Annotated in this window: 24 protein-coding genes; 14 read left to right on the top strand and 10 right to left on the bottom strand. The window is 72.6% G+C overall.

Features of this window, described 5'->3' with window-relative positions; all coding sequences use genetic code 11:
• The first annotated feature begins 11 nt into the window (after positions 1–11).
• Positions 12–785, top strand: a complete 774-nt coding sequence (locus tag ACGFZK_RS17265) for an SURF1 family protein (RefSeq protein WP_393849702.1) — start codon at positions 12–14, stop codon at positions 783–785.
• A gap of 34 nt (positions 786–819) precedes the next feature.
• On the opposite strand, the gene ACGFZK_RS17260 is transcribed toward ACGFZK_RS17265, so the two are convergent.
• From ACGFZK_RS17260 to ACGFZK_RS17230, 7 genes are all read right to left on the bottom strand, one after another.
• Positions 820–1,914, bottom strand: a complete 1,095-nt coding sequence (locus tag ACGFZK_RS17260; protein WP_393849701.1) for a hypothetical protein — start codon at positions 1,912–1,914, stop codon at positions 820–822.
• Positions 1,911–2,645: a SigE family RNA polymerase sigma factor gene (locus ACGFZK_RS17255; protein WP_393849700.1), complete on the bottom strand. Its 735-nt coding sequence runs from the start codon at positions 2,643–2,645 to the stop codon at positions 1,911–1,913. Before ACGFZK_RS17255 ends, ACGFZK_RS17260 begins: the two co-directional genes overlap by 4 nt.
• Positions 2,646–2,815: 170 nt before the next feature.
• Positions 2,816–3,889 carry an aspartate-semialdehyde dehydrogenase gene (locus ACGFZK_RS17250; protein WP_393849699.1) on the bottom strand — a complete coding sequence of 358 codons (1,074 nt, stop codon included), beginning with the start codon at positions 3,887–3,889 and terminating at the stop codon, positions 2,816–2,818.
• Complete coding sequence (locus ACGFZK_RS17245; protein ID WP_393849698.1) at positions 3,886–5,160, bottom strand: aspartate kinase; 1,275 nt, start codon at positions 5,158–5,160, stop codon at positions 3,886–3,888. The genes ACGFZK_RS17250 and ACGFZK_RS17245 overlap by 4 nt, the downstream gene beginning before the upstream one ends.
• Before the next feature lie 128 nt (positions 5,161–5,288).
• The gene (locus ACGFZK_RS17240; protein ID WP_393849697.1) at positions 5,289–5,936 is read right to left on the bottom strand and encodes a DUF5063 domain-containing protein; all 648 of its coding nucleotides are present in this window, start codon (positions 5,934–5,936) and stop codon (positions 5,289–5,291) included.
• Positions 5,929–6,528 (bottom strand): recombination mediator RecR, encoded by a 600-nt coding sequence (gene recR, locus ACGFZK_RS17235; protein ID WP_266576601.1) that lies wholly within the window; start codon positions 6,526–6,528, stop codon positions 5,929–5,931. The genes ACGFZK_RS17240 and recR overlap by 8 nt, the downstream gene beginning before the upstream one ends.
• A 36-nt stretch (positions 6,529–6,564) precedes the next feature.
• A complete protein-coding gene (locus ACGFZK_RS17230) occupies positions 6,565–6,909 on the bottom strand; it encodes a YbaB/EbfC family nucleoid-associated protein (protein WP_393849696.1) in 345 nt (114 codons plus the stop codon).
• A 270-nt stretch (positions 6,910–7,179) separates the two neighbouring features.
• On the opposite strand from ACGFZK_RS17230, the gene ACGFZK_RS17225 reads away from it, so the two are divergent.
• Positions 7,180–7,926: an SLATT domain-containing protein gene (locus tag ACGFZK_RS17225; RefSeq protein ID WP_393849695.1), complete on the top strand. Its 747-nt coding sequence runs from the start codon at positions 7,180–7,182 to the stop codon at positions 7,924–7,926.
• A 118-nt stretch (positions 7,927–8,044) separates the two neighbouring features.
• Here ACGFZK_RS17225 and ACGFZK_RS17220 read toward each other — a convergent pair whose 3' ends face one another.
• From ACGFZK_RS17220 to ACGFZK_RS17210, 3 genes are all read right to left on the bottom strand, one after another.
• Entirely contained in the window at positions 8,045–8,695 is a 651-nt protein-coding gene (locus ACGFZK_RS17220) for a hypothetical protein (RefSeq protein ID WP_393849694.1), read from the bottom strand.
• An 86-nt stretch (positions 8,696–8,781) separates the two neighbouring features.
• A complete protein-coding gene (locus tag ACGFZK_RS17215; RefSeq protein WP_393849693.1) occupies positions 8,782–9,447 on the bottom strand; it encodes a GntR family transcriptional regulator in 666 nt (221 codons plus the stop codon).
• 168 nt (positions 9,448–9,615) lie between these two features.
• Entirely contained in the window at positions 9,616–10,977 is a 1,362-nt protein-coding gene (locus tag ACGFZK_RS17210) for an aspartate aminotransferase family protein (RefSeq protein ID WP_393849692.1), read from the bottom strand.
• A 179-nt stretch (positions 10,978–11,156) separates the two neighbouring features.
• Between ACGFZK_RS17210 and ACGFZK_RS17205 the strand changes: the two genes are divergently transcribed.
• The 12 genes from ACGFZK_RS17205 to ACGFZK_RS17150 all read left to right on the top strand — a co-directional run bounded on the left by ACGFZK_RS17205 (position 11,157) and on the right by ACGFZK_RS17150 (position 25,076).
• A complete protein-coding gene (locus tag ACGFZK_RS17205; RefSeq protein WP_393849691.1) occupies positions 11,157–11,786 on the top strand; it encodes a DJ-1/PfpI family protein in 630 nt (209 codons plus the stop codon).
• Positions 11,779–12,333 (top strand): MarR family winged helix-turn-helix transcriptional regulator, encoded by a 555-nt coding sequence (locus tag ACGFZK_RS17200; RefSeq protein WP_393849690.1) that lies wholly within the window; start codon positions 11,779–11,781, stop codon positions 12,331–12,333. The genes ACGFZK_RS17205 and ACGFZK_RS17200 overlap by 8 nt, the downstream gene beginning before the upstream one ends.
• Before the next feature lie 73 nt (positions 12,334–12,406).
• The gene (locus ACGFZK_RS17195) at positions 12,407–13,318 is read left to right on the top strand and encodes a serine/threonine protein kinase (RefSeq protein WP_393849689.1); all 912 of its coding nucleotides are present in this window, start codon (positions 12,407–12,409) and stop codon (positions 13,316–13,318) included.
• Complete coding sequence (locus ACGFZK_RS17190; RefSeq protein ID WP_393849688.1) at positions 13,318–15,519, top strand: PQQ-binding-like beta-propeller repeat protein; 2,202 nt, start codon at positions 13,318–13,320, stop codon at positions 15,517–15,519. The genes ACGFZK_RS17195 and ACGFZK_RS17190 overlap by 1 nt, the downstream gene beginning before the upstream one ends.
• 131 nt (positions 15,520–15,650) lie before the next feature.
• The gene (locus tag ACGFZK_RS17185; protein ID WP_393849687.1) at positions 15,651–17,771 is read left to right on the top strand and encodes a protein kinase; all 2,121 of its coding nucleotides are present in this window, start codon (positions 15,651–15,653) and stop codon (positions 17,769–17,771) included.
• Between the two features lie 87 nt (positions 17,772–17,858).
• On the top strand, positions 17,859–18,248 hold the full coding sequence (locus tag ACGFZK_RS17180) for a nuclear transport factor 2 family protein (RefSeq protein ID WP_393849686.1): 390 nt from the start codon (positions 17,859–17,861) through the stop codon (positions 18,246–18,248).
• A 463-nt stretch (positions 18,249–18,711) separates the two neighbouring features.
• A complete protein-coding gene (locus ACGFZK_RS17175) occupies positions 18,712–19,785 on the top strand; it encodes an alpha/beta hydrolase (RefSeq protein WP_393849685.1) in 1,074 nt (357 codons plus the stop codon).
• Complete coding sequence (locus ACGFZK_RS17170; RefSeq protein WP_393849684.1) at positions 19,778–20,980, top strand: acyltransferase; 1,203 nt, start codon at positions 19,778–19,780, stop codon at positions 20,978–20,980. Before ACGFZK_RS17175 ends, ACGFZK_RS17170 begins: the two co-directional genes overlap by 8 nt.
• On the top strand, positions 20,973–22,325 hold the full coding sequence (locus ACGFZK_RS17165; protein ID WP_393849683.1) for a histidine kinase: 1,353 nt from the start codon (positions 20,973–20,975) through the stop codon (positions 22,323–22,325). Before ACGFZK_RS17170 ends, ACGFZK_RS17165 begins: the two co-directional genes overlap by 8 nt.
• On the top strand, positions 22,322–22,993 hold the full coding sequence (locus ACGFZK_RS17160; protein ID WP_327263635.1) for a response regulator transcription factor: 672 nt from the start codon (positions 22,322–22,324) through the stop codon (positions 22,991–22,993). Before ACGFZK_RS17165 ends, ACGFZK_RS17160 begins: the two co-directional genes overlap by 4 nt.
• Positions 22,994–23,082: 89 nt before the next feature.
• Complete coding sequence (locus ACGFZK_RS17155) at positions 23,083–24,420, top strand: sensor histidine kinase (RefSeq protein ID WP_393849682.1); 1,338 nt, start codon at positions 23,083–23,085, stop codon at positions 24,418–24,420.
• On the top strand, positions 24,417–25,076 hold the full coding sequence (locus tag ACGFZK_RS17150) for a response regulator (protein ID WP_393849681.1): 660 nt from the start codon (positions 24,417–24,419) through the stop codon (positions 25,074–25,076). The genes ACGFZK_RS17155 and ACGFZK_RS17150 overlap by 4 nt, the downstream gene beginning before the upstream one ends.
• Positions 25,077–25,089: the final 13 nt, after the last annotated feature.

Genomic DNA, 25,089 nt, shown 5'->3' with positions numbered 1-25,089 from the left:
ACGGTGGTGGGGTGCACCGGTTTCTCCTGACCCCGCGCTGGTGGGGGATCAACGTCTTCGTCGCGCTCGCCGTGCCCTTCTGCCTGTTCATGGGGTCCTGGCAGCTCGGCCGGTTCGAGGACCGCGTCGACAGCCACCGGGAAGCGAGCGCCGAGCGGCCCGCCGACCAGGTGGCCGCGCCCCTGGACTCGCTGCTTCCGGTCGACCGGACGACGTCCGGACAGCTGGCCGCAACGGCCGGGGAGTACGGCGACCAGCTGCTGGTGCCCGAGCGGCGGCTCGACGGTGAGTCCGGGTTCTACGTGCTGACGCTGCTGAAGACCGACTCCGGCAAGGCCGTCCCGGTCGTCCGGGGCTGGCTGCCGGGGGTGGCGGATCCCGCGAAGGCGCCGGCCCCGCCGACCGGCCGGGTCGAGGTCACCGGGGCCCTGCAGGCTTCGGAGAACTCCGGCACGAAGGGGGTCCACTCCCAGGGCGGGCTGCCGGCCGGGCAGCTCGGGGTGATCGGGGCGGCCTCGCTGGTCAACCTCGTCCCGTACGACCTGTACGACGCCTGGCTGACCGTGCAGAGCGCGTCGGACGGGATGGTTCCGGTGCCCGCGCAGGCGCCGTCCAACACCGGGCTCGACCTGAAGGCCTTCCAGAACCTCGGCTACACCGGCGAGTGGTTCGTCTTCGTCGCCTTCGTGCTCTTCATGTGGTTCCGGCTCTACCGCCGCGAGGTGGAGACCATCCGCGACGCCGAGGCGGGCTTGCTCGAAACCGCCGCCCAGGCCCAGGCCTAGCACTGGGCCTGGGGCTTTGGGCTTGGGCCGTCGGCTACTCGACCAGCGGGATCGCGCCCGTCCGGTACACCGTTCCGCCACAGGCTTCGGCGATCGTCGTCTGCGTGGTCACGGCCCCCGACTGCGGGGTGTGCGAGACGGCCACGCCGGCCGGGGCCACGGGGCCGCCACCCGCCCCGGGGTCGGAGGCCGCGTCGGTCCCCGCACCAGCCGAGGTGCCCGCGGAGTCGGTCTGGGGCGGCTTGCCGCCCCCGTCCGGGTTCGCGGGCGTACAGCTCTCGCCCGACGGCACCCACGCGAAGCGGACCTCGTAGGCCGTGTTCGGCGGGAGCACGAGCGCCTGGGCCGCCGCCGAGGGGTCGGGCAGCAGCCCGCTCGCCGGATCGCCGGCCGTGTGGCCGACCACGGCGACCGCGGAGCCCGAGCCGGTCCCGCTGCCGGACGCCGGGGCCGCCGTCACGGTGTCCTGGCCGCCGACGGAGCAGGCCTGCGCCGAGACGTTGGCGACCCGGAAGCTGCCGTACACCCTGCCGTCGGTCTCCGGGGGCCGGGCCGAGCCCACCACCCCGAGCTGGTCCGCGCCGCACCCGGGCACACCCGGCGCCGCCACCGGCGGCAGCGGTCCCGAGCCCACCGCCGAGCCGCCGGAACCACCGGATCCGGCGGAGGTGCCGGCGCCTGACGGGCCTGCCGTCAGACCGCCCGCCGGCGAACCGCCCGCCGGGGCGTTCGGCTGACCGGTGACCCCGCCCACGCCCGGGACGTCACCGAGGGAGTGCGGCGACCTCGACCGGTCGCCGAATCCGTTCAGATGGGGGTCGGAGGCCAGCCCGCTGGGCTTGTCACCCGCGGCTTCGCCGTGTCCGGCCATGGCCGGGTGGTCCGTGGCCGGGCCCCCGGCACCGGACAGGTGCACGGCGGCCGGGATCGCGGTCCCTGCGAGCAGTACGGCCGCGGCGGCGCCGACGAAGGCGGCCCGGCGGTTGCGGGTCCGGCGCGCGGGGACGGCGTCGCGCAGTCGCGCCAGCGCGCCCGCGGAGGGCTGCAGGCCCTCGACGGCCCCGCGCAGCAGGATCCGCAGCTCGTCCTCACCGCTCGCTCCGCCCGGCGGAGTGTGGTCGTCCATCATGACTGCGCAGCCTCCATCGCCACCCGCAGCGCGGCAATGCCCCGCGATCCGTACGCCTTCACCGAGCCGAGCGATATGCCGAGCGTCTCGGCGACCTGGGCCTCCGTCATGTCCGCGAAGTAGCGCAGTACCAGCACCTCGCGCTGGCGGCGCTGCAGTCCACGCATTGCCTTGATCAGATCGTCCCGCTCCAGCTGGTCGTACGCGCCCTCTTCGGCGCTCGCCATGTCCGGCATGGGCTTCGAGAGCAGCTTGAGGCCGAGGATGCGGCGGCGCAGGGCGGACCGCGAGAGGTTCACGACGGTCTGGCGCAGGTACGCCAGGGTCTTCTCCCGGTCGCGGACCCGGTTGCGGGCCGAGTGGACCCGGATGAAGGCCTCCTGGACCACGTCCTCGCAGGAGGCGATGTCGTCGAGGAGCAGTGCGGCAAGGCCCAGGAGCGAGCGGTAGTGCGCCTGGTAGGTCGCGGTGAGATGGTCGACGGTGGTACCGGCCACCACCTCGGCCGTCTCGCTCTTGGCCGCTCCGTCCGCCTCAGCGCTGTCGCGCGGCGCGGGCACGAGGCTGCCCCGGACCGGTACGGCAGTCCGTACGGGCGCCTCTGCCGGCCCCGTCGGCGGGACGGGCACGATCACGGGGAAACCGCCGCCGGGCACGCGGGAACCCCGGCGCGACGGGATGATCCCGATCTGCGCCGGCCGGACGGCTGGTTCGAGCAGTGCCTCTGCCACGCCTGTTGGACACGCGTCCCCCCGTCAGGGTTGTACGCGCCAGGCAGCCTCATCAGCACAATCCCTATTGCCCTCATGCGTACCCGCTCTTCCCGATTGCCCCGTCTTATCGAGACGGCAGTCGGGCCATCACCTTGATCAAGGGATCAGCACCGATCCTACAAAGCGAATTACGCAAATTCACCTGCGATCAGTTCCGCGATCTGTGTGGCATTCAGCGCCGCACCCTTGCGGAGATTGTCCGCGCACACGAAGAACTCCAGGGCGTAAGGGTCGTCGAGCGAGGCCCGCAGCCGCCCCACCCAGGCAGGATCCGTCCCGGCGGCGTCCACGGGGGTGGGGAACTCCCCGGCCGCGGGGTCGTCCACGAGCACCACGCCGGGCGCGGCTTCCAGGATCTCCCGGGCGTGCACGGCCTCCACCTCGCGCTCGAACCGGGCCCGCACGGTCAGCGAATGCCCGATCAGCACCGGCACCTGGACACAGGTCACCGACACCGGCAGCTGCTCCAGCTGCAGGATCCGGCGCGTCTCCCCCCGTACCGCCAGCTCGTGCGAGGACCAGCCGTCCTCGCGCAGCTCGCCGGACCAGGGCACGACGTTGAGGGCGAGCGGAGCCGCGAAGGGGCCGGTGTCCTCGCCCACGGCACGGCGTACGTCCCCGGGCTGCTCGCCCAGGGAGGTCCCGGCGACCAGCGACTGCTGGCGGCGCAGCGTCTCGGAGCCGGCCCGGCCGGCGGCGCTCGCGGCCTGGTACGAGGAGACGACCAGGTCGCACAGGGAGTACTCGGAGTGCAGCGCGCCCAGCGCCGCGATCATGGTGGCGGTCACGCAGTCCGGGCCGGCGACGATCCCGCGCGGCCGGATCCGTACGGCGTGCGCGTTGACCTCGGGGACCACGAGCGGGACCTCGGGGTCCTCCCGGAACGCGGCGGACAGGTCGATCACGACCGCACCGCGCGCGGTGACGACCGGGGCCCACCGGGCCGAGACGTCGGCCGGGGTGAGGAAGAGGGCGACATCGCCCGGTCCGAGGCCGTCGAAGGCGTCCTCGGTGAGGGCGATCACCTCGCTCTCCTCGGCGCGGACGGCCAGCATGCGGCCGGCCGAGCGCGCGGAGGCGATCAGGCGGATCTCACCCCAGACATCGGCCCGCTGGGACAGCATCTGGAGCAGGATCGAACCGACTGCTCCGGTCGCCCCGACCACGGCGAGTGCCGGGCCGGAGGACCGGGTGCGGGTCATCGTCCGGTGCCCCCGTAGACGACTGCTTCGTCACTGTCGGAGTCGAGGCCGAAGGCCGTGTGCACGGCACGGACGGCCTCGTTGACGTCGTCCTGGCGGGTGACGACCGAGATGCGGATCTCGGAGGTCGAGATCAGCTCGATGTTCACGCCCGCGTCGGACAGCGCCTGGAAGAAGGAGGCGGTGACGCCCGGGTTCGTCTTCATGCCCGCGCCGACCAGGGAGATCTTGCCGATCTGGTCGTCGTAGCGCAGGGAGTCGAAGCCGATCGCGCCCTTCGCCTTCTCCAGGGCGTCGATGGCCTTGTGGCCCTCGGCCTTGGGCAGGGTGAAGGAGATGTCCGTGAGGCCCGTGGAGGCCGCCGAGACGTTCTGCACGATCATGTCGATGTTGATCTCGGCGTCCGCGATGGCACGGAAGATCGCCGCGGCCTCGCCCGGCTTGTCCGGGACACCGACGACCGTGATCTTGGCTTCGGAGACGTCGTGAGCGACTCCGGAGATGATGGCGTGCTCCACCTTCGCGTCCCCTTGCGGATTCTCGTTGCTGACCCAGGTGCCCGGCAGTCCGGAGAAGGACGAACGGACGTGGATCGGGATGTTGTAGCGGCGCGCGTACTCGACGCAGCGGTGCAGCAGCACCTTGGAGCCGGAGGCCGCGAGCTCCAGCATGTCCTCGGAGGAGATCCAGTCGATCTTCCTGGCCTTCTTCACGACGCGGGGGTCCGCGGTGAAGACGCCGTCGACATCGGTGTAGATCTCGCAGACCTCGGCGTCCAGCGCCGCGGCGAGCGCGACGGCGGTGGTGTCCGAGCCGCCCCGGCCGAGGGTGGTGATGTCCTTGGAGTCCGCGGACACGCCCTGGAAGCCGGCGACGATGGCGATGTTGCCCTCGTCCAGCGCGGTGCGGATACGGCCCGGCGTGACATCGATGATGCGCGCCTTGTTGTGGACCGAGTCGGTGATCACGCCTGCCTGGCTACCGGTGAACGACTGGGCCTCGTGGCCCAGGTTTTTGATCGCCATGGCCAGCAGGGCCATGGAGATCCGCTCTCCGGCGGTCAGCAGCATGTCGAATTCGCGTCCGGCCGGCATCGGGGATACCTGCTCGGCGAGATCGATCAGCTCGTCCGTCGTGTCGCCCATCGCGGAAACCACGACGACCACCTGGTGGCCGTTCTTCTTGGCATCCACGATCCGCTTGGCGACGCGCTTGATGCCCTCGGCATCGGCTACGGAGGAGCCTCCGTACTTCTGCACGACAAGGCCCACGTGCGCTCCTCGCTCAGTCCGTCTCATTGCTGGTGCAGTCTAACGAGCGACCGGGATCCGACCGCCTCGTACCACATCATGAGACGAAAAGATCAGAGAATGAGTTCCCTGCCCGGCCGTCGGATCGCTCACGCGCGGCCGAGACCGCCGAGCTCCGCGGCCATCACGCGGCCGGCCTGCTCCGCGAGATCGTCTTCGGTCAGGTCCTCGTCCGTGTCCAGGCCGTCCAGGGCCTCCAGCGGCTGGTCCAGCCGGACGTGGGCCACCAGCGACTGCAGGGCGCGCAGGGTGGCCGAGGCCGTCGGACCCCAGTTGGTGAAGTACGAGAACTGCCACCACCACAGCGCCTCGGTGGTCCGGCCCGCCCGGTAGTGCGCCAGCCCGTGCCGCAGGTCCGCCACGACGTCGGCCAGGTCGTCGGAGATCCGGTGCGCGACGGGGGCCTTGCGCGGCTCGTAGGGGTCGAAGACCTCCGAGTACACGTCGACCGGCTCCAGCATGTACGCGAACCGCTCGCGCAGCTCGTCCACGTCCGGCTCCGGGCCGAGGTCGGGCTCGTAGCGCTCGTCGGGCAGCACGTCCTGGTACGCGCCCAGCCTGCCGCCCGCCAGCAGCAGCTGGGACACCTCCAGGAGGAGGAAGGGCACCGCGCTGTCCGGGTCCTCGCCCTTGGCCACCTCGGTGACCGCGACGATGAACGACTCGATCTGGTCCGCGATCGAGGCCGCGAAGTCGTCCGGGTCCTGTCCCAGGGCGTGCAGCGTTGCGTCAGACATCGAGAAGTCGCCTTCCTTCAAAGGCCCGCCCCAGCGTGACCTCGTCCGCGTACTCCAGATCTCCCCCGACGGGGAGCCCGCTGGCCAGGCGGGTGACCTTGAGGCCCATGGGCTTGATCATGCGGGCGAGGTAGGTGGCGGTCGCCTCGCCCTCCAGGTTCGGGTCGGTCGCCAGGATCAGCTCGGTGACCGTCCCGTCCGCGAGGCGCGCCAGCAGCTCACGGATGCGCAGGTCGTCCGGGCCGACGCCCTCGATCGGGCTGATCGCGCCGCCGAGGACGTGGTACCTGCCCCGGAACTCGCGCGTCCGCTCGATCGCGACGACGTCCTTCGGCTCCTCGACGACGCAGATGACCGTGGTGTCCCGGCGCGGATCGCGGCAGATGCCGCACCGCTCCTCCTGCGCCACGTTCCCGCACACCGCGCAGAACCGGACCTTGTCCTTGACCTCCAGCAGCGCGTGCGCGAGGCGGCGGACGTCGGTGGGCTCGGCCTGCAGGATGTGGAAGGCGATCCGCTGCGCGCTCTTGGGCCCGACGCCGGGCAGCCTGCCCAGTTCGTCGATCAGGTCCTGAACCACGCCTTCGTACAACGGACTGCCTTCTTTCGTCGGGTAGGGGCTAGGGGGCTAGAACGGGAGGCCGGGGATACCGCTGCCGCCGCCCAGGCCCTGGGCCAGCGGGCCCAGCTTCTGCTGCTGGAGCGCCTGCGCGTTCTCGTTGGCCGCCTGCACCGCGGCGACCACCAGGTCGGCGAGCGTCTCCGTGTCCTCGGGATCCACGGCCTTCGGGTCGATCACCAGGGCACACAGCTCACCGGAGCCGGTGACGGTCGCCCTCACCAGACCGCCGCCGGCCTGGCCCTCGACCTCGGTCTGTGCAAGCTCTTCCTGCGCGGCCGCGAGATCCTGCTGCATCTTCTGGGCCTGCTGGAGCAGCTGCTGCATGTTGGGCTGGCCACCACCGGGAATCACAGGGCACTCACTCCATACGTCGTACGTCGAGACCTTCGGAACGCTTGGTCAATCCGAGCCTACGTGCTCCCCGCGCGCTGCGCCCTACGCCGTGAGGACCAACTCTTTCGAGTGAGAGACGGGGCGTGCGCGTACCTGATGGAGACCTCCTTGCGGGCGGAAAACCCGGGAATCGTCGCCCATCGGCCGTCATTCGAAGGTAGGAAGAGCATGCGCATCATTGCGCACACGCGCACCACCACACGTCAGCGCAGGCAGAGGGAGTGCCGGGTGAGCCAGCCGGAGATGCAGCCCGAGGGGCCACCCCGGGATCCCCGGGAGGAAGGCGGCGGACCGATGGCGGCGGGCGATCTGACCGGCCGGCCGTTCCCCCTCGGGGACTGGGGCGAGCCCGCCGAGCGGCTCGACGAGCTCTACCGGCGGGTCGAGGCCGATGCGCTGCGCACCGCCGAGTGGTACCTGTCCGACCGGGCCTGGAAGCGGCGCGGTGCGCGCGTGCTGCGCGCCGGGGCGGCCGTGGGCGCCGTCACGGGTGCCTCGATGCCGCTGCTGGAGCTGACGGGCTCGATCCCGGGCGCCTCCACGTACGGCTACCTCGCCCTGCTGCTGGGCGCCGCCGCGCTGGCCTGCGACCGGTTCTTCGGGCTCACGTCCGGGTGGATGCGGGACGTGGCCACGGCCCAGGCGGTGCAGCGGCGGCTCCAGACCCTCCAGTTCGACTGGGCCTCGGAGAACGTGCGCGAGGTGCTCGGCCCCACCGAGGGCACGGCCAGCGAGGCCGCGGAACGGTGCCTGACCGTGTTGCGCCGCTTCTCGGAGGACATCACCGAGCTGGTGCGCTCGGAGACGGCGGACTGGATGGTGGAGTTCCGGGCCGGGCCCGCGCCGCTGGTGATGCAGTCGCTGGGGGCCTCCGGGGGGCGCGCGGACGTGAACGTCCCGCCGGCCCGCTTCCCGCTGCCGCCGGGCACCCGGCCGAACATGCCCCGGCAGCGGCCGCCGGAGCAGCCGCGCTGAGCCGGTTCAGGGGAACGGGCGGGGCTGCGGCGGGGCGGGGCGTTGGCGTGGCGTTCCCGGCAACGGGCGGGGCCGGAGATCCGCGCAGCGGACCCGTACCCCGCCCACCGGCCGTGGCTCAGCTGAAGATGATCATCGACCCCTGGCCGAGACTGCGCGTCGCGGCCGCGTGCAGTCCCAGCCACACGTGCCGCTCACGGGCGAAGGGGCTGTCGTCGTACGGAATCGGCCCCGCCGGCTCCTCCAGCAGCGTCGGGCGCCCCGGCGGCGCCGGCGCGGCGGGCGGGTTCCCCGGGTCTATCCCGATGGCGGGGGCCACGAACACCAGCTCCCGCAGCAGCCCCTGTACGGACCCCAGCGGCCCGCCCCCGGCCAGCAGCTCCTCGTTCGCCAGCGGAACCGGGAAGTCCACCGGGACGTAGGCCCCGGCGTGGTCGTAGTGCCACACCAGGTGCGACTGCTGCGCCGTGGGCTCGAACATCTCCAGCAGCTGCTCGTAGTCCCCGCCCAGCTCGTCCACCGGGGTCACCGGCAGCCCGCAGAGCTGGAGCAGGTACGCCCGCCTCAGGAAATGCAGGGCGTCGTAGTCGAAGCCGGCGACCGGGGCGACGTCCCCGCTCAGACCCGGCATGTACGCGAACACGGGCACGGACGGCAGTCCGGCCGCACCCAGCGCCTTGTCGTACGAGGCGATCTCTTCCGCGAAGGGGTTGTCGGGGCTGTGGCACAGCACGTCGACAAGGGGGACCAGCCACAGGTCACAGGCCACTCGGCCTCCGATCAGTCGTTGCCGCCGATCGGGCCAGCGTAGTGCGCCGGACACCCTCCGCGAAGGGGTGCGCAGAACCTCGGGCCTCAGAGGCCCGCGGCCCAGGCCAGCGCATGCTCGTTGTAACCCTGCACGATGCCGCGCACCGCGTCGGCGTCGGCCAGCGTCACCGCCTCCACCAGTTCGCTGTGACCGTTCCACAGCGCCGCCCGCAGTTGGGGCTCGCGCTGGAGGTGGGGGACGGCGAAGACCCAGCACTGCACGCGGATGCGGTGCAGAAACTCGGAGATGTAGGTGTTGGCGACCAGCCCGCTCAGCTCCCGCCAGAAGCGCAGGTCGTAGCCGATCAGCACTTCGAGCGAACCGCTCTGGGCGGCCCGCCGCGCCTCCTCGCCCCGGCGGCGCACCGACACCAGCAGCTCGCCGGCGCCGGGGGCGGTGCCGCGCTCGGCGAGGCGGCGGAATATCCCGTCCACGACGAGTGAGCGGGCCTCGATCATGCCGCGGAAGTCGTCGACGGAGAAGATCCGCACGCGGAAGCCGCGGTGCTGGACCAGTTCGAGCAGTCCCTGGGCCGAGAGGTCCACGAGCGCCTCGCGCACCGGGGTCGCGGAGACCTCGTACTGCTCGGCGATCTGCTTGACGGTGAACTCGGTCCCCGGAGGCAGGCGTCCCGCGAGCACCTCGTCACGCAGCGCGTCCGCGATCTGCTGGCGAAGTGTGTTGCGGGTGACAGCGCCGCTGCCTGGCATAGGGGTCCGTCTCCTGTCGTAGAGCTTCGGACACCATAGGCCAGACAGCGAGGCCGAAACCGATCGGTCGGTATCCGGTTTTCGGAATCCGCGCCCGCTGTGCGGATACGCGGCTCCGGACCGGCCCCGATCCCCGATTCCCCCGTCCGGTCCTCCGCCGGGCCGGAGCTAACCGGCGGTGGTGTGGCGGTCGGCGACCGTCAGCGCCTCGTCCAGCAGGGCCAGGCCCTCCTTCGCCTCCGCCTCCGTGACGTTGCACGGGGGGACCACGTGGGTGCGGTTCATGTTGACGAAGGGCCACAGTCCGGACGCCTTGCAGGCCGCTGCGAATTCGGCCATCGGGGCGTTGTCCGCTCCGGCCGCGTTGTACGGGACGAGCGGCTCGCGCGTCTGCTTGTCCCGTACGAGCTCCAGGGCCCAGAAGGCGCCGAGCCCGCGGACCTCCCCGACCGAGGGGTGGCGCTCGGCGATCTCGGCGAGCGCCGGGCCGATCACGTTCTCGCCGAGGTGGGCGGCGTGCTCGACGATGCCCTCCTCCTCCATGGTGGTGATCGTCGCGACGGCCGCGGCGCAGGCCAGGGGGTGGCCGGAGTACGTCAGTCCGCCCGGGTAGGGACGCGTGGCGAAGGTCTCGGCGACGGCGGCCGAGATGGCCACGCCGCCGAGCGGCACGTATCCGCTGTTCACGCCCTTGGCGAAGGTGATCAGGTCGGGGGTGACGCCCCAGTGGTCGGCGGCGAACCACTTGCCCGTGCGGCCGAAGCCCGACATGACCTCGTCCAGGATGAAGACGATGCCGTGGCGGTCGCAGAGCTCGCGCACGCCCGCGAGGTAGCCGGCCGGCGGGGTCATGATCCCGGCGGTGCCGGGCACGCTCTCCAGGATGATCGCGGCGATGGTCTGCGGGCCTTCGAAGGCGATGGTGTCGGCGAGGTGGGCGAGGGCGCGGGCGCACTCCTCGGCCTCGGTGGTGGCGTGGAAGGCGGAACGGTAGAGGTACGGGCCCCAGAAGTGCACGACGCCGGCGGCGGCCGTGTCGGAGGGCCAGCGGCGCGGGTCGCCGGTCAGGTTGATCGCGGCGGCGGTGGCCCCGTGGTACGAGCGGTAGGTGGAGAGCACCTTGGCGCGGCCCGTGTGCAGACGGGCCATGCGGACGGCGTTCTCGACGGCCTCGGCGCCGCCGTTGGTGAAGAAGATCTTGTTCAGGTCGCCCGGGGTCCGCTCGGCGATGAGGCGTGCGGCCTCGGAGCGGACGTCGACGGCGAAGCCGGGCGCGAGGGTGCAGAGCCGGGCGGCCTGCTCCTGGATCGCAGCGACGACCTTGGGGTGCTGGTGGCCGATGTTGGTGTTGACCAACTGGGAGGAGAAGTCGAGGAAACGCCTGCCTTCGTAGTCCCAGAAGTACGACCCCTCGGCCCCGGCGACGGCGAGGGGGTCGATCAGGGCCTGGGCGGACCAGGAGTGGAAGACGTGCTTCCGATCTGCGTCCTTCACGGCGGCAAGGATGTGCGGGGTGACATGAGGGGTCATGGCGTCACGCTAGAAGTGCGCAGGTCGGGCGGGATATCGGCGGACTGTATGGGGGTGGGGGGCCGCTCTCGGCAGTCTGTCTGCGCGGGGGCCCCAGACCCCTCGCGAGATTGACAGCATCCTGTCGTTATGACAGTCTATTGTCATAGAGCAGCAGTCCACGCTGGAGGCGAAGCACCATGAGCGAGACCCCGCGCAAGCCCGTCCACCTCGCGGTCTACGACACGTACGCGGACTGGGAGACCGGCCACACCACCGCGCACCTCACGCAGCGCGGTCACGTCGTGCGCACGGTCGGCCTCAGCGCCGCGCAGCCGGTGACCACCATGGGCGGCGTACGCATCCAGCCCGATCTGGCCCTGGCCGGCCTCCGGCCGGAGGACTCCTCGCTGCTGATCCTCACGGGCGCGTCCCTGTGGGACACGAGCGAGGACCTGGCGCCCTTCGCGGCGAAGGCGAGGGAGTTCCTGGCCGCCGGGGTGCCGGTCGCGGCGATCTGCGGAGCCACCGCCGGACTCGCCCGCGAAGGCCTGCTGGACGGCCGGACCCACACCAGCGGCGCCTCCTTCTACCTGGCCGAGCAGCCGGGCTACGGGGGCGCCGACGGCTACGTCGAGGCCGACGCGGTGACCGACGGCGACCTGATCACGGCGGGGCCGACGGAGCCGGTGGCTTTCGCCCGTGAGGTCTTCGCCCGCCTGGACGTCTACAAGCCGGACGTCCTGGACGCCTGGTACGGGCTCTTCCACGACTCGGACCCGGACGCGTACCCGGTCCTCATGGCGGCATCGGCGGCGGGCGATGCGTGAGGTGACGCAGGAAGCGCTGCCGGTGCAGGAGCCAGGGCCGGCGCCGGTGCACGAGCCGCTGTCGCTCGGCGGCGGCGGCCGCACCCAGCAGGACCTGCTGAGCCGTACCGCGCTCGGGGTGTTCCGGCTGAACGGCCAGTTCCTCGCCATCTCGGAGGAGCTGGCCAAGCCGGCCGGGCTGACCGCAGCCTGGTGGCAGGTACTGGGCGCGGTGCTGCGGGAGCCGCTGTCCGTCGCGGGCATCGCCCGGAGCATGGGCATCACCCGGCAGAGCGTCCAGCGCATCGCCGACCTGCTGGTGGCCAAGGGCCTGGCCGAATACGCCCCGAACCCCGCCCACCGCCGGGCGAAGCTGCTGCGGCCCACCGAGGAGGGGCTCGAGGCGGTGGACCGGATCGGCCCGGGCCACGCGGCCCTGGCGGCCCGCCTCGCGGCGGAACTGGGCGATGTGGCCTTCGCGGAGACGGTCCGCGCCCTGGAACGGCTGGCCTCGGCCATGGAGATGCTGTCCGCGCCTCCGGACGCGGGTGACCCGGGCGCTTCCTGAGCCCCGAACCGGTCCCGAACCGGCACTTGAGTAAGCTCACCCTGGCCACTACAGACCTGGGGGAGGTTCGCACATGGAACGACTGCGTCATGACGACCCTCCCCGAACCGGGCCCTACGTCACCCTGGGCCGCCTCGACGCAGAATCCGAACCGGCGCCCCCCGTACGCCGGTTCCTCGCCCGCGCCGCCGACGGAGACCACACGCTCCTCGTCTGCGTCCCGCGCCCCGGCGCCGATCCGGCCCGCTGGGCAGTCGAGGCGGAGGGCGCCCGCGCGCTCTGCGTCCCGGGGTTCCTGCCGGTCGCGGAGGTCGGCCACACCGCGGACGGCCTCCCCTGGTGCGCGAGCGCGTACGTCCCCGCCCTCCCCCTCCCCGCCGCCCTGCGGGCTCACGGCGGTCCGCTGCCCGAGCCGGTCGTACGGGATCTGGGCGCCGCCCTCGCCCAGGCGTTGGCCACCGCCCACGCCCGAGGCGTGACGCACGCGGGCCTGTCCCCCGCCGCCGTACTGCTCACCGCCGAAGGGCCGCGCCTGAGCTGCTTCGGGGCCGTGCGGGCCGCGGCACCCGACGGCGAGCAGCGCAGCGGCCTGCCCGGTCTGGAGTCCGGCAGCCTGGCCCCGGAGCAGGCGGCCGGCGAACGGCCGGGCCCGGCGGGCGACCTGTACGCCCTGGGGGCGGTACTCGCCTACGCGAGCACCGGCCACACCGTTCCCGAACGCAACGAACTGCCGCCCTCGCTGCGTGAATTCGTGACGGCGTGCCTCTCCCGCGAGCCGGCGCGGCGTCCGCAGGCGCACCAGGCGCTCGCCCAGCTCGTCCCGGCGCAGCCCGCCGCCCGTACGGCGACGCATCGGGCCACCTCGCTGGACGCGGCCGCCGCGATCCCCCTGCCGGCCCGCGTGGTCACGGCACTCGCCCGCCAGTCGGCGCACGTCCTCGCCGCCGAACTCCCGCCCCCCGCTGCCCCGGACCGAGACGGCTGATGTTCTCCCCCCTCACCCACGACGACCCGCACCGGCTCGGCACCTACCGCCTCATCGCCCGCCTGGGCAGCGGCGGCATGGGCACCGTCTACCTCGCCCGCTCGGCCGCCGGCCGCACGGCGGCGCTGAAGACGGTGCACACCCGCATCGCCGGTGACCCCGCCTTCCGTACCCGCTTCCGCCTCGAGGTGGACGCCGCCCGCGTCATCGGCCCCGTGCACGGCGCCCGGGTCTTCGACGCCGACCCGCTCGCCGAAATCCCCTGGCTGGCCACCGAGTACGTGATCGGCCCGCCCCTCGACGACGCCGTCGCCCTTGCGGGACCGCTCCCGGAGCCCGCGGTGCGCGCGCTGGGAACCCTGCTGTGCGCCGCGCTGGCCCAGCTGCACGCCTCGGACGTCGTCCACCGCGACCTGAAGCCCTCCAACATCGTGCTCACGGCGGACGGGCCCAAGGTCATCGACTTCGGCATCGCGCGGGCCCTCGGCGACGACCGCCTCACCCGTACCGGTGCCGCCGCGGGCACGCCCGCCTTCATGTCCCCCGAGCAGGCCACCGGCCAGGAGCACACCCCGGCGGGGGACGTCTTCGCCCTCGCGGGCGTCCTCACGTACGCCGCCACCGGCCACGGCCCCTTCGGCACGGGAGCCCCCGCCGACCTCCTCTACCGCGTCCGCTACGCCGACCCCGACCTCACGGGTGTCCCCGCGGACCTGCTCCCGGTGCTGGCCGGCTGCTTCAGCAAGAACCCGGCGGAGCGTCCCGGCACCGCAGCCCTCCGCGACCGGCTCCAGGGCGGGCACGGGCACTTCGCGGACTTCGCGGACCACCTCCCCGAACTGCTGCTCACCGACATCGTCCGTCGCGCCGGGGGCGTCTGGCGCGCGCAGCCCCATCGCCTCCCGGCCCCGCCGCCGCAGGACGCCCTCGCCGAAACCGCTCCGGGCACTCCCCTGTCCCGTCCTACCCCGCTGTCCCGCCGCAGGCTCCTCGCGTTCGGGGGAGGTTCCGTACTGGGAGTGGCAGCGGCCGGTGCCGGGGCCTGGGCCTGGCTGGGGCGCCCGGACGGTGCCCCCGACCCCAAGCCGCCGGCCGCCTCGCAGGATCCCAAGTGGGACCTGCTCTGGCAGGTGAAGACCAGCTACGCGGACCCCCGCCTTCCGCCCGCGCCGCTGGTCCTGGACGGACTGCTCCTCGTAGGGGAGTACGGCGTCCAGGGCCTGGACCCCGCCACCGGAAAGCCGAAGTGGTCGGACTCCGGCGCCTACTTCATGCGCCGCATGGCCACCGACGGCAAGCAGATCCATGCCGCCGACCACACCCTCGAGGAGAGCGATCCGCTCACCGTTTCGGTGGTCGATCCGGCCGGCGGGAAGCTCAACGCCCCCTTCGCCACGCTGGGGGACCTGAGAGCGATCCTCTACGGAACCCAGCTGCTCTGCTCCACGGCCGATGCCGTCTACCTGACGGGAGGCCGGGGGCCGCACAACCGGGACGGCTTCCACAAGGAGCAGGCGTGGTTCCTGCTGGGCCTCGACGTCCGCTCCGGCAAGAAGCTCTGGGAGGTACCGCTCCCCGCCCGGCCGGACGGATCCGAGCGGCTGCACTTCCTGTCCGCCCGGGCCGTGGGTGATTACCTGGTGCTCGTCCAGCAGTCCGCGGAGGGAGAACCGCGCCTCGTCGTACGCAACGCGCGGACCGGAAAGGCGCTGTGGGAACGGCCGCTCGACGGCAGGCAGCACGCCTTCGGCCGGGCCCATCTGGCCGTCGACGGCCGGCACGTGTACCCGTCGGCGGGCGAACTCCTCGCGCTCTCCCTGGCCGACGGCAAGGAAGCCTGGCGCTTCGGCAAGGGGACTCCGGGAGCGCAGTACAGCCCGCCGGCCGTCAAGGACGGGGTGGTCTACGCGGTGCAGGAGGGCGGCGGCCTCGTCGCGGTCGACGCCGGGACCGGCGCCCTGCGGTGGGCGGAGAAGGGGCGTGCGGCCACGGCCGCGGAGCTCGACACCCCGCCCGTGGTCGGCGTCGGCCACGTCTACGGCAAGGCCGCTGCGTCCGGGCGGCTGGTGGCCGCGGACATCCGTACCGGCGCCGTGTCCCGCACCTTCAAGGCGGCCGGGGCGAGGTACTTCGCCCATGAATCCGCCCGGCGGCTCATCGCCCTGGGCGAGGAGTACACCGCCGCGTACCCCCTCGACTGAACCCGACCGGACCGTCTGAGCCTGCCTGCACCCGACCGCACCCGCCTGAGCCCGCCTGAGCCGCCCGAACTCGCCTGATCCCGCCTGAGCCCGACTGAGAACCGAACTCGCAGAAAGCGTCGTCACTGGCCATGAAGCCCCTGGAAACCGGAGACCCGATCCGACTCGGTCCGTACCGCGTCCTCGCCGTGCTGGGCGAAGGGGGCATGGGCAAGGTCTACGTCGGCCAGGACGGCGCGGGGCAGGCGGCCGCCGTGAAGGTGCTGCACCCGCACCTCGCGCACGACCAGAACCTCGCGCAGCGGTTCGTCCGTGAGGCCCAGATGGCCCGTGCCGTCACCGGCGGGGCCGTGGCCCGCGTACTGGACTCCCGGACCGAGGGCGGACGCCCCTGGATCGCCACCGAGTTCCTCACCGGGCCGACGCTCGACGATGCCGTCCGCGCCCACGGCCCGCTCGACGAGCCGACGGTACGGGCCCTGGCGGCGACGCTGGCGCACGCGCTCCGGGACATCCACGCCGCCGGCCTCGTCCACCGGGACCTGAAGCCCGCCAACATCGTGCTCACCGCGACGGGCCCCCGCGTCATCGACTTCGGCATCGCCCGTCCGGAACACGGCCTCACGCTCACCACCACCGGTCAGGTCCCGGTCACCCCCGGGTACGGCGCGCCCGAGCAGGCCCTCGGCCGGCGCGTCGGTCCGGCCGCCGACGTCTTCTCCCTGGGTGCCGTCCTGGTGTACGCGGCGAGCGGGCAGCCCGCGTACGAGGGCGCGCACGTCGCCGCCGTGCAGTACGAGGTCGTCCACGGCGAGCCGCGGCTGGACCGCGTGCCGCCCGCGCTCCGGCCGCTGATCGGGCCGTGCCTGGCCAAGGATCCGGCGGCACGGCCGCTGCCCGGGCAGATCGCCGAGTTCTTCGCGCCTCCCCGGGACGCCGAACGGCTGTGGCGGGCGGGCCCGCTCGCCCAGGACATCACGACCCGGGAGCACAGCCTCCACCGGCTCACGACCATGGTTTCGGGCGGGGTGCCCGGCGCGGGCGCGCCGGCGTCGGTCTCCCGGCGGCGCCTGCTGACCGGCATGGCGGCGGGCGGGGCCCTGGTCGCCGTCGGCGGGGGCACCGCCGCGTGGTGGAACTGGCGGGGGGACCGCATCCGCCGCGACCCCTTCCACATCCCGGCGGCCGTGCAGACCCCGAAGGCCCGCATCCTGGAGCCGGGGAAGGGTGACTACGTCCTCGGCGAGACCCCCGAACCGCTGTGGAGCATCGCCTCGGCGGCCGGCGAGGACTCGCCCGCGCCCCTGCCCGTACGGGACGTCGTCATCGTCGGGGGCGCGAAGGGCGGCATCGCCGCGCACAGCGTCGTCGACGGCGCCCTGCGGTGGTCGGCGCCGGAGGCCGTGGCGGTGAACCGGTACCTGTCGCTCTCCGACGAGCTGGTCGCGGCCACCGACCGCAACGGCACCCTCGTGACCTTCGTCGCGTCGACGGGCGAACCCAAGTGGACCTCGGCTGCGGACGCCGCGTCCCTCCTCGCGGCGGACGACGATGCGGTGTACGTGATCACCAAGGACGGCCGGGTGCGCAGCATCGGGCGCTCCGATGGCAGGATCCGGTGGACCGTGAAGGTCGGGGCGGACCTCGGCACGAAGGCCGCGTCGCGCGGCCTGGCGGCGCAGGGCCGGCTGGTCGTCACCACGGCGGACGGGCACGTCGTCGCCGTCGACGCGGCCGACGGCCGCACGGTGTGGGAGCAGCGCGACCGGTCCGAGGGCGGCCGGGCCAAGGTCGCCCTGTCGGGGCGCACCCTCGTCGTGACCGGCAAGCGCCTCTCCGCTCTCGACGTCGTCGCCGGAAACGAACTGTGGGCCGCCCAGAACCTCGTTCCGACGAGCGGCGCCCCGGTCTTCTGGGGCCCTCCGACCATCCACGGCACGCATGTGTACGCCTCCATGCTCCAGTCCCCGCGCCGTTTGGGTCTCCAGGACGGAAGGGGGACGGACTGGGCGTACGAAATGCTCTTCGACTGCGATCCGCCCAGCCCGCTGGTCGTCCAGGGAAGCGGGTTCTGGTCGGTCACGGTCAACAAGACCGAAGGGGGGATCAACGTCATCGACCTCTCCTCCGAAGGCCGGCCGCCGTGGGTGTTCCGTGTCATCAAGAACCCCGACCGCTACTGGATCGAGGGCGACGGGAACCGCGTGTTCCTCATGGACGGCACGACACTCGGCGCCCTGCCCGTGTTCTGAACGGCCTCGGCGGGCGATTGTGTCGAAGTCAATAAGCCTGTAGGCAAAGCTTGTTACGTATAACGGGGCTGTCGGACACTGCGGCACATGGAGCCGTTGAAGGTAGTGGCACAACTGTGGGAGCGGATCGAGGCACGCGACTGGGACGGCGTGGCCGGGCTCATCGCCGAGGACGCGGTCATCGAATGGCCGGTGAGCGGTGAGCGCATCGTGGGGCGGGCCAACTTCGTAGCCGTGAACAGCGACGACGGCTACGCGGACGAGAGATCCGTGGAACTGCTGCGGATCCTGGCCGACGGGAACCTCGTCGTCACCGAGGTGGAGATACCTCAGGACCACGTCGTCTACCGGGCCGTCTCCCTGTGGACCGTGCGGGACGGGGAGATCGTGGGGGCGCGGGAGTACTGGACCAGCCCCGGCCAGGACCCGGCTCCCCGCTGGCGGGCGGGCTACGTCGAGCCCCTGGCGGCCGACTGAGCACCCGGGCTGCGGGTCCTGGGCGGTCGGGCTCAGGCCAGGTCGCTGCGGTACCAGTTCCAGGATCCGGTGGTCGCGTCGTCGTTGTGCCGGACCTTGACCGGGGCGTTGAAACCGCTGCCGGTGTCGGTGAAGGTTTACGGAGCCATCGACGATCTTGTTGCAGCGGTACGCCTTGTACCCGCTCGTCGGGTGGCCCGGTGCGCACACGTTCAGGAGGTGGCCGTCGACGGCTGCCCTGCCCTCTGCCCGGCGGCGGTGGAAGGGGCCTCGGCTGATCGGAACGGGCCTGGGCCACAAGCGTCCATTCACCGGGCCGTGCCTCTCAGGTCTCCCCCGTCATACCTGAGAGCTACGTGCGAACACGGCTCCATGGCGTGACGCCGACCACGGGCTCGGATTTCTAACTTCGGTGGTGGAGAAGGGCACTGATGGCTCTTCCGGGAAACCGAGGGAAGAGACCATGGCAACGGGGACGGCGGGGTCGGGGACGGCGATCGGGACGGAGATCGGCCCGGCGATCGGGACGGAGATCGGGCCGGCGGGAAGGGCCGACGGGGCGGACACGGCGCTGGCCACGGGGAGGTCGGGGTCCGGCGGTGGCCGGCTGCGCCGCACCCTGCTGGCCGCTCTGGTCGCCGCGGCCGTGGCGGTCCCCATATCCGCCGCGGCCTCCGCGAACGTCCCGGCCCCCGCGCCCGCCACGTTCGCCGAGGACACCCCGGCCCGCAGCCGGTACGCCGCCAACAGCGCCAATCTCGCGGAGGCGGTCCGCACGGCCGAGGACGCCGATCGTCCCGGGCGGGCGGCCAGGCTGCGCGCGATGGGGGCGGCAGGATCGGCGCAGTTCCTCACCTTCGACGGCCGCGGCAGGGGCCGGGCCGTCGAGGTGTTCGGCGATCTGGAGAGCGCCGACCGGATCGCCGTCCTGGTGCCCGGGTCCGACACCACGCTCGACACCTACGAGAGGTTCCGTGCCGGGGCCGTCTCCCTCCAGCAGCGCCTGCAGGCCGAGCATCCGCGCTCGGCCGTGGTCGCCTGGCTCGGGTACGACACCCCCGGCACGGTGAGCACCACCGTCCTGAGCGCCGGCCGGGCCGACGAGGCCGCTGCCGAACTGGCCCCCTTCCTGGACCGGTTGGGCGACCTGGCGGCGCCCGGCGCCCGACTCTCCCTCCTGTGCCACTCCTACGGTTCCGTGGTCTGCGCCCGGACCGGGACGGGGCCCGCGGTCAGCGACATGGTGCTGTTCGGCAGCCCGGGCACGGGGGCCGGATCCGCCAGGGAGCTGCCGACCGGCGCCCGGGTCTGGGCCGGGCGCGGCAGCGTCGACTGGATAGGCAAGGTGCCGCACGTCCGGATCGGCGGAATCGGCTTCGGCACCGACCCGGTCGACCCCGCCTTCGGGGCGCGGGCCTTCGATGCCGGCTCCGTCGGGCACAGCGACTACCTCAAGCCGGGCACCGCGTCCCTCGACAGCCTGGCCGCCGTCGTCCTCGGCAGCTCTTCTCCTGACCCGGAGGCCACCCATGCGTAAGGTGCGCGCCCGCTGGTCCGCCCTGGCGGCGGGCATCGACGCGGCCACCCCGGCCGGCCGCGACCGGACCGTGGACGCACTGCGGGCCTTCGCGATCCTCGGTGTGGTCCTCGGCCACTGGCTCGTCACCGCCCTGACCGCCCGCGACGGCGGCCTGGCCACCACCAGCCCGTTGCAGCACATGCCGTGGCTGGCCCCGGTGTCCTGGATCTTCCAGACGCTGTCCGTCTTCTTCCTGGTCGGCGGCCACGTCGCCGCCCGTGGGTACGGGTCGGCGCGCGAGCGGGGGGTCTCCTACGGCGCCTGGGTCGGGCAGCGGCTGGGGCGGCTCTTCCGTCCGGTCGCCGCGGTGCTCGTCCTCTGGGCGGTCGTCGCGGGCGGGATGCTCATCGGCGGGGCCGAGTTCGACACCGTCCGGTCGCTGGTCAAGCTGGTGCTGTCGCCGCTGTGGTTCCTGCTGGTGTTCGCCATGCTCACCGCCGCGACCCCGCTCGTGGCCCGGCTCAGCCCGCTGTGGCCGCTGGCCGTGGTGGCGGCCGTCGACGTGTGGCGGTTCGGGCTGGCCGGGCCCGAGTGGATCGGATGGGTCAATGTGGCCGCCGGCTGGCTCGTCCCCTTCACGCTGGGCGCCGCCTGGTCCCGCGGGGCCTTCGCCCGGCGCCGGCCCGCGCTGCTCCTGCTCGGCGCGGGCGTCGTGGCCACCGCCGCGCTGGTCCTGTGGGGCGGATACCCGGCCTCCATGGTGGGTGTCCCCGGCGCCTCGATATCGAACCTGAACCCGCCGACGCTGGCCGCGGCCGCCTTCGGGCTGGCCCAGTGCGCTCTGGCCCTGCTGGTGCGCGAGCCGCTGGCCCGGGCCATGCGACGGCCGGCGGCCTGGGCGAAGGTGGCCCTGGTGAATCTCTCCGCCATGACCGTCTTCCTGTGGCACCAGACCGCCATGATGGCCGTCACCGCCCTCGGGCTGCTGGTCTCGGCCGACCTGCCCGGGCTGCACACCGTGCCCGACTCGATGGGCTGGATAGAAGCACGGCTGTTGTGGCTGCCGGTGTTCGCCGCCGCGCTGACGGTCTGCTGGGCCGCGTTCCGTACGCACGAGCAGAGCGCCCGGCGTCCGAAGCCGCGCCGCCGTACTCCTGCCGTCGCCGTCCCCCGCCCCAGCACGGACCCCGCCAAGGAGATCAGCCATGTCTAGGGCCCCGCTTAGCCTGGACGGCGTGCACCAGCAGACCAAACCACCCGCCGCCGAAGACCGCACCACCCGCCTGCCGCGCGGCCTGGCGCGGGAGCTGTTCACCCTGAAGCGGGACCCGCTCCCTAAGATGTCGCGGCCGCGCTGGCTGGCCTGGCTGCCGCATGTGGTCCTCAGCTACGTGGCCATTCCCTGTGGTGTCCTCACGGGGATGCAGCTGAACGACCACTACGGGGTGTTCGGTTCGGCCGTGCTGGGGTTGTCACTGCTGACCTCCGGGTCCGTCGTGCTCAGCATGTTCCGGCCGATCGCCGCCTGGTGGCTCGGTCTCGTCACCGCGACCCTGATCGCCTGGGCCATCCACGACCACGTCGGCCACGGGCAGTCCTGGCCCCTGACGCCCGCCGGGTCGGTCACCCTCGCGCCCGTGATCCTGATGGTCGCCCTGCGGGTGCCGCCCCGGGTGACCGCCTCGGTCATCGGCATCACGCTCGCCCTCATCGGACTGGCCGAGCTCGCCCTCAGGCCGCCACAGAGCGGGACGACCATCGCTGGAGTGGCCCTCCTCCTCGGGTTCGTGGGGGTCCTGGGGTACGCGCTGCGGGCCACCCGCCTCGCCCGCGGCAAGCTCGTCGAGCAGGAGACCCTCACCGCGGAGGAGCGGGCCCGGCGCACCCTGCTGGAGGAGCGCAGCCGGATCGCCCGCGAACTGCACGACGTCGTCGCCCACCACATGTCGGTGATCTCCATCCAGGCGCAGGTCGCCCCGCACCTCGTGGAGAACCCGTCGGAGGAGCTCAAGGAGAACCTGGCGGGCATCCGGGGGAACGCACTGGAGGCGCTGACGGAGCTGCGGCGGGTCCTGGGCGTGCTGCGGTCCGAGCAGCCCGACGATCCCGCGAACCTGCAGCATCCGCAGCCCACCCTCGCCGAGCTGGACGGCCTCGTGGACAACGTGCGGGGCGCCGGGCTGGACGTCACGACCGAGACCGCGGGGATACGGCGGCCGCTGACCCCGGGCGTTGAGCTCACCGCGTACCGGATCGTGCAGGAGGCTCTCAGCAACTGCCTGCGCCATGCGCCCGGTTCACGGGTGGAGGTGGGCATCGCGTACGGGCCGCGCGATCTGCACCTGTGCATTGCGAACACCGCGCCGACCCGGTCGGCCCCGCCCTCGCCCGGAGCGGGGCACGGGCTGCTGGGGATGCGGGAACGGGCAGGCATGCTGGGGGGCGAACTGGCCGCCGGCCCGCGCCCCGACGGGGGGTACGAGGTGAGCGCCGTACTCCCGATGGATCCGCAGGACCGGCCCACGGTTCCCGAACCCAAGACGAAGAGGGCCTCATGAGCACCCCGATCAAGGTGATGATCGCCGACGACCAGATGATGGTCCGCCAGGGCTTCACCGTGCTTCTCAACGCGCAGCCCGACATAGAGGTCGTGGGGCAGGCGGTGGACGGGGCCGACGCGGTGGCGAAGGTCGCCGAGCTGGCCCCGGACGTGGTGCTGATGGACATCCGGATGCCGGGGATGGGCGGGATCGAGGCCACGTCCGTCATCACCGGCGTTCCGGACGCCGCCGTGAAGGTGCTGGTCCTGACGACCTTCGACCTCGACGAGTACGTGTACGAGGCGCTGCGGGCCGGGGCCTCCGGGTTCCTGCTCAAGGACGCGTCGGCCGACCAGCTCGCCGAGGCGGTGCGGGTGGTGGCGGCCGGCGAGGCGCTGCTCTCGCCGAACATCACCAAGCGGCTGATCACGGAGTTCTCCCGGCTGGGGGCGCCGCGGGCGCCGTCGCGGGCCCGGATCGAGGCGCTGACCGAGCGGGAGACCGAGGTGCTGTCGCTGATCGCCCAGGGCCTGTCGAACGCCGAGATCTCGGAGCACCTGGTCCTGGCCGAGCAGACGGTGAAGACGCACGTGAGCCGGATCCTGGTGAAGCTGGGTCTGCGGGACCGTACGCAGGCGGCGGTGTTCGCGTACGAGACGGGTCTGATCCGTCCGACGGGCTACTGAACGGACCCGCGTAGTACTTGAGGGGGACCCCGGGAAATCCCCTACAGCGGCGACGCGGACGAGGGCGGTACGGACCTACGGTTGTGTGTATGACCGAGACGACCACCGGGCGGACAGCCCGGACGCCTGAATTCCGACTGGCATCGGAGGTGATCGCGACCCTGCGCCAGGACCTCGTCACCGATGCCTTCGCCTACCGGCCGCTGCCGCTGGTGGAGAGCCCCGGGCGCTTCGTGCGGTGGCTTCCCGGGGTGCTGCGCCGGTACGCGCCGTGGCGGCAGTACGCGGCGGTGGCGGCTGTGGCCTTCCTCGTCATGCTGTTCACGGTCAACACGCACCCGGGGTACCTGGGGGATGCGGCCCAGCTCGCCACGGGGCTGATAGCCGCGACCCCGGTGCTCATGACGCTCGTGCGGCCGGTCGCCGCGTGGTGGGCGGCCGTCGCGATGTCGGTGGTGCTGGCCGCTCTCGGCGGCGCGGCCGACTGGCCCTGGCCCCCGGGCAGCTTCGTCTCCTACATCGCGGTCATGGTCCTCGTCACCCTGCGGACCCGGCCCCGGGTCGCGGCCTGGATGTGGACGCTCACCTTCGCGCTGGGTTTCGCGCTCACCGTGGTGTTCGGCAACCGCTGGGGGTCGAACCTGCCCGAGATGGCGGTGACCTCGGCCTTCGCTCTGGTGATCGCCGGCAGTATCCGGCTGCGCCGCGATGCCAGGGCGGAGGTGAGCGCGCAGCAGGAGGTCACGGCCGTCGAGCGGGACAAGCGGACGCTGCTGGAGGAGCGGACCACGATCGCGCGGGAGTTGCACGATGTGGTGGCCCACCACATGTCGGTGGTGGCGATCCAGGCGGAGGCCGCACCGTACCGGGTGAAGAATCCGCCGCCGGAGCTGGAGGCGGCCTTCGTCACCATACGGGAGAACGCGGTGGCGGCCCTGACGGAGCTGCGGCGGGTGCTGGGGGTGGTGCGCTCCGCGGACTACGAGGCCCCGGACGCCCCGCAGCCGACGCTGGCCTCGCTGGACGGGCTGCTGGCCAATGTGCGGGAGGCCGGGCTGAGCGTGGAGAAGACGATCACGGGCGCGGTGCGGGAGCTGCCGCAGGGCGTGGAGCTGTCGGCGTACCGGATCATCCAGGAGGCCCTGAGCAACACGCTGCGGCATGCGCCGGGAGCGGCGGCCGGGGTGGAGGTCTCGTACGTACTGGGCGGGATCGGGATACGGATCGTCAATGACGCGGCGACCGGGGATGTGCGGCCCTCGCCGGGGGCCGGGCACGGGATCACGGGGATGCGGGAGCGGGTGGCCATGCTGGAGGGGGAGATGACGGCCGGCCGGACGGCGGACGGCGGGTACGAGGTCGCGGTGTTCATACCCGTGCCCCACCGTGCGGAGCCGGTGCCGGAGCCGCAGGAGGGGACGGCATGACGATCAGGGTGCTGATCGTCGACGACCAGATGATGGTGCGCGAGGGGTTCTCCGTCCTGCTGAACGCGATGGACGGCATCGAGGTGGTCGGCGAGGCGGTCGACGGCCGGGAGGCCATCGCGCAGGTGGCGGCGCTGCGGCCGGACGTGGTCCTGATGGACATCCGGATGCCGCTGATGAACGGACTGGAGGCCACGCGGGAGATCGTGGCCGCCGACACGGACGCGAAGGTGCTGGTCCTGACGACCTTCGACCTCGACGAGTACGTGTACCAGGCGCTGCGGGCCGGGGCCTCCGGGTTCCTGCTCAAGGACGCGTCGGCCCGTCAGCTGGCGGACGGGGTAAGGGTGGTGGCCGCCGGGGAGGCCCTGCTGGCGCCCTCGGTGACCAAGCGGCTGATCGTGGAGTTCTCGAAGATCTCCGAGGGCCGCAAGTTCGCGGACCCGGCGGGCGTGGGGGAACTGACGGAGCGGGAGACGGAGGTGCTGGTGCTGATCGCGCAGGGGCTGTCCAATGCGGAGATAGCCGACCGGCTGGTCGTCGCGGAGTCCACCATCAAGACCCATGTGAGCCGGATCCTGGTGAAGCTGGGTCTGCGGGACCGGACCCAGGCGGCGGTGTACGCGTACGAGACCCGCTTGGTGACACCCGCCTGATCGGGCGCGCCCC

This window comes from Streptomyces sp. NPDC048257 (assembly GCF_043201855.1).
GTDB lineage: Bacteria > Actinomycetota > Actinomycetes > Streptomycetales > Streptomycetaceae > Streptomyces.
Note: the sequence above shows the minus strand (reverse complement) of the source record. Positions and strands in the feature narration are given on the sequence as shown.

What these genes read in the sequence shown, in the direction of transcription:
- ACGFZK_RS17190 (WP_393849688.1), top strand. Translation starts at nt 13,318, where the DNA reads ATGTTCTCCCCCCTCACCCACGACGACCCGCACCGGCTCGGCACCTAC.
- ACGFZK_RS17170 (WP_393849684.1), top strand. Translation starts at nt 19,778, where the DNA reads ATGCGTAAGGTGCGCGCCCGCTGGTCCGCCCTGGCGGCGGGCATCGAC.
- ACGFZK_RS17200 (WP_393849690.1), top strand. Translation starts at nt 11,779, where the DNA reads ATGCGTGAGGTGACGCAGGAAGCGCTGCCGGTGCAGGAGCCAGGGCCG.
- ACGFZK_RS17195 (WP_393849689.1), top strand. Translation starts at nt 12,407, where the DNA reads ATGGAACGACTGCGTCATGACGACCCTCCCCGAACCGGGCCCTACGTC.
- ACGFZK_RS17240 (WP_393849697.1), bottom strand. Translation starts at nt 5,936, where the DNA reads ATGTCTGACGCAACGCTGCACGCCCTGGGACAGGACCCGGACGACTTC.
- ACGFZK_RS17185 (WP_393849687.1), top strand. Translation starts at nt 15,651, where the DNA reads ATGAAGCCCCTGGAAACCGGAGACCCGATCCGACTCGGTCCGTACCGC.
- ACGFZK_RS17180 (WP_393849686.1), top strand. Translation starts at nt 17,859, where the DNA reads ATGGAGCCGTTGAAGGTAGTGGCACAACTGTGGGAGCGGATCGAGGCA.
- ACGFZK_RS17215 (WP_393849693.1), bottom strand. Translation starts at nt 9,447, where the DNA reads ATGCCAGGCAGCGGCGCTGTCACCCGCAACACACTTCGCCAGCAGATC.
- ACGFZK_RS17260 (WP_393849701.1), bottom strand. Translation starts at nt 1,914, where the DNA reads ATGATGGACGACCACACTCCGCCGGGCGGAGCGAGCGGTGAGGACGAG.
- ACGFZK_RS17250 (WP_393849699.1), bottom strand. Translation starts at nt 3,889, where the DNA reads ATGACCCGCACCCGGTCCTCCGGCCCGGCACTCGCCGTGGTCGGGGCG.
- ACGFZK_RS17210 (WP_393849692.1), bottom strand. Translation starts at nt 10,977, where the DNA reads ATGACCCCTCATGTCACCCCGCACATCCTTGCCGCCGTGAAGGACGCA.
- ACGFZK_RS17175 (WP_393849685.1), top strand. Translation starts at nt 18,712, where the DNA reads ATGGCAACGGGGACGGCGGGGTCGGGGACGGCGATCGGGACGGAGATC.
- ACGFZK_RS17160 (WP_327263635.1), top strand. Translation starts at nt 22,322, where the DNA reads ATGAGCACCCCGATCAAGGTGATGATCGCCGACGACCAGATGATGGTC.
- ACGFZK_RS17155 (WP_393849682.1), top strand. Translation starts at nt 23,083, where the DNA reads ATGACCGAGACGACCACCGGGCGGACAGCCCGGACGCCTGAATTCCGA.
- ACGFZK_RS17150 (WP_393849681.1), top strand. Translation starts at nt 24,417, where the DNA reads ATGACGATCAGGGTGCTGATCGTCGACGACCAGATGATGGTGCGCGAG.
- ACGFZK_RS17165 (WP_393849683.1), top strand. Translation starts at nt 20,973, where the DNA reads ATGTCTAGGGCCCCGCTTAGCCTGGACGGCGTGCACCAGCAGACCAAA.
- ACGFZK_RS17205 (WP_393849691.1), top strand. Translation starts at nt 11,157, where the DNA reads ATGAGCGAGACCCCGCGCAAGCCCGTCCACCTCGCGGTCTACGACACG.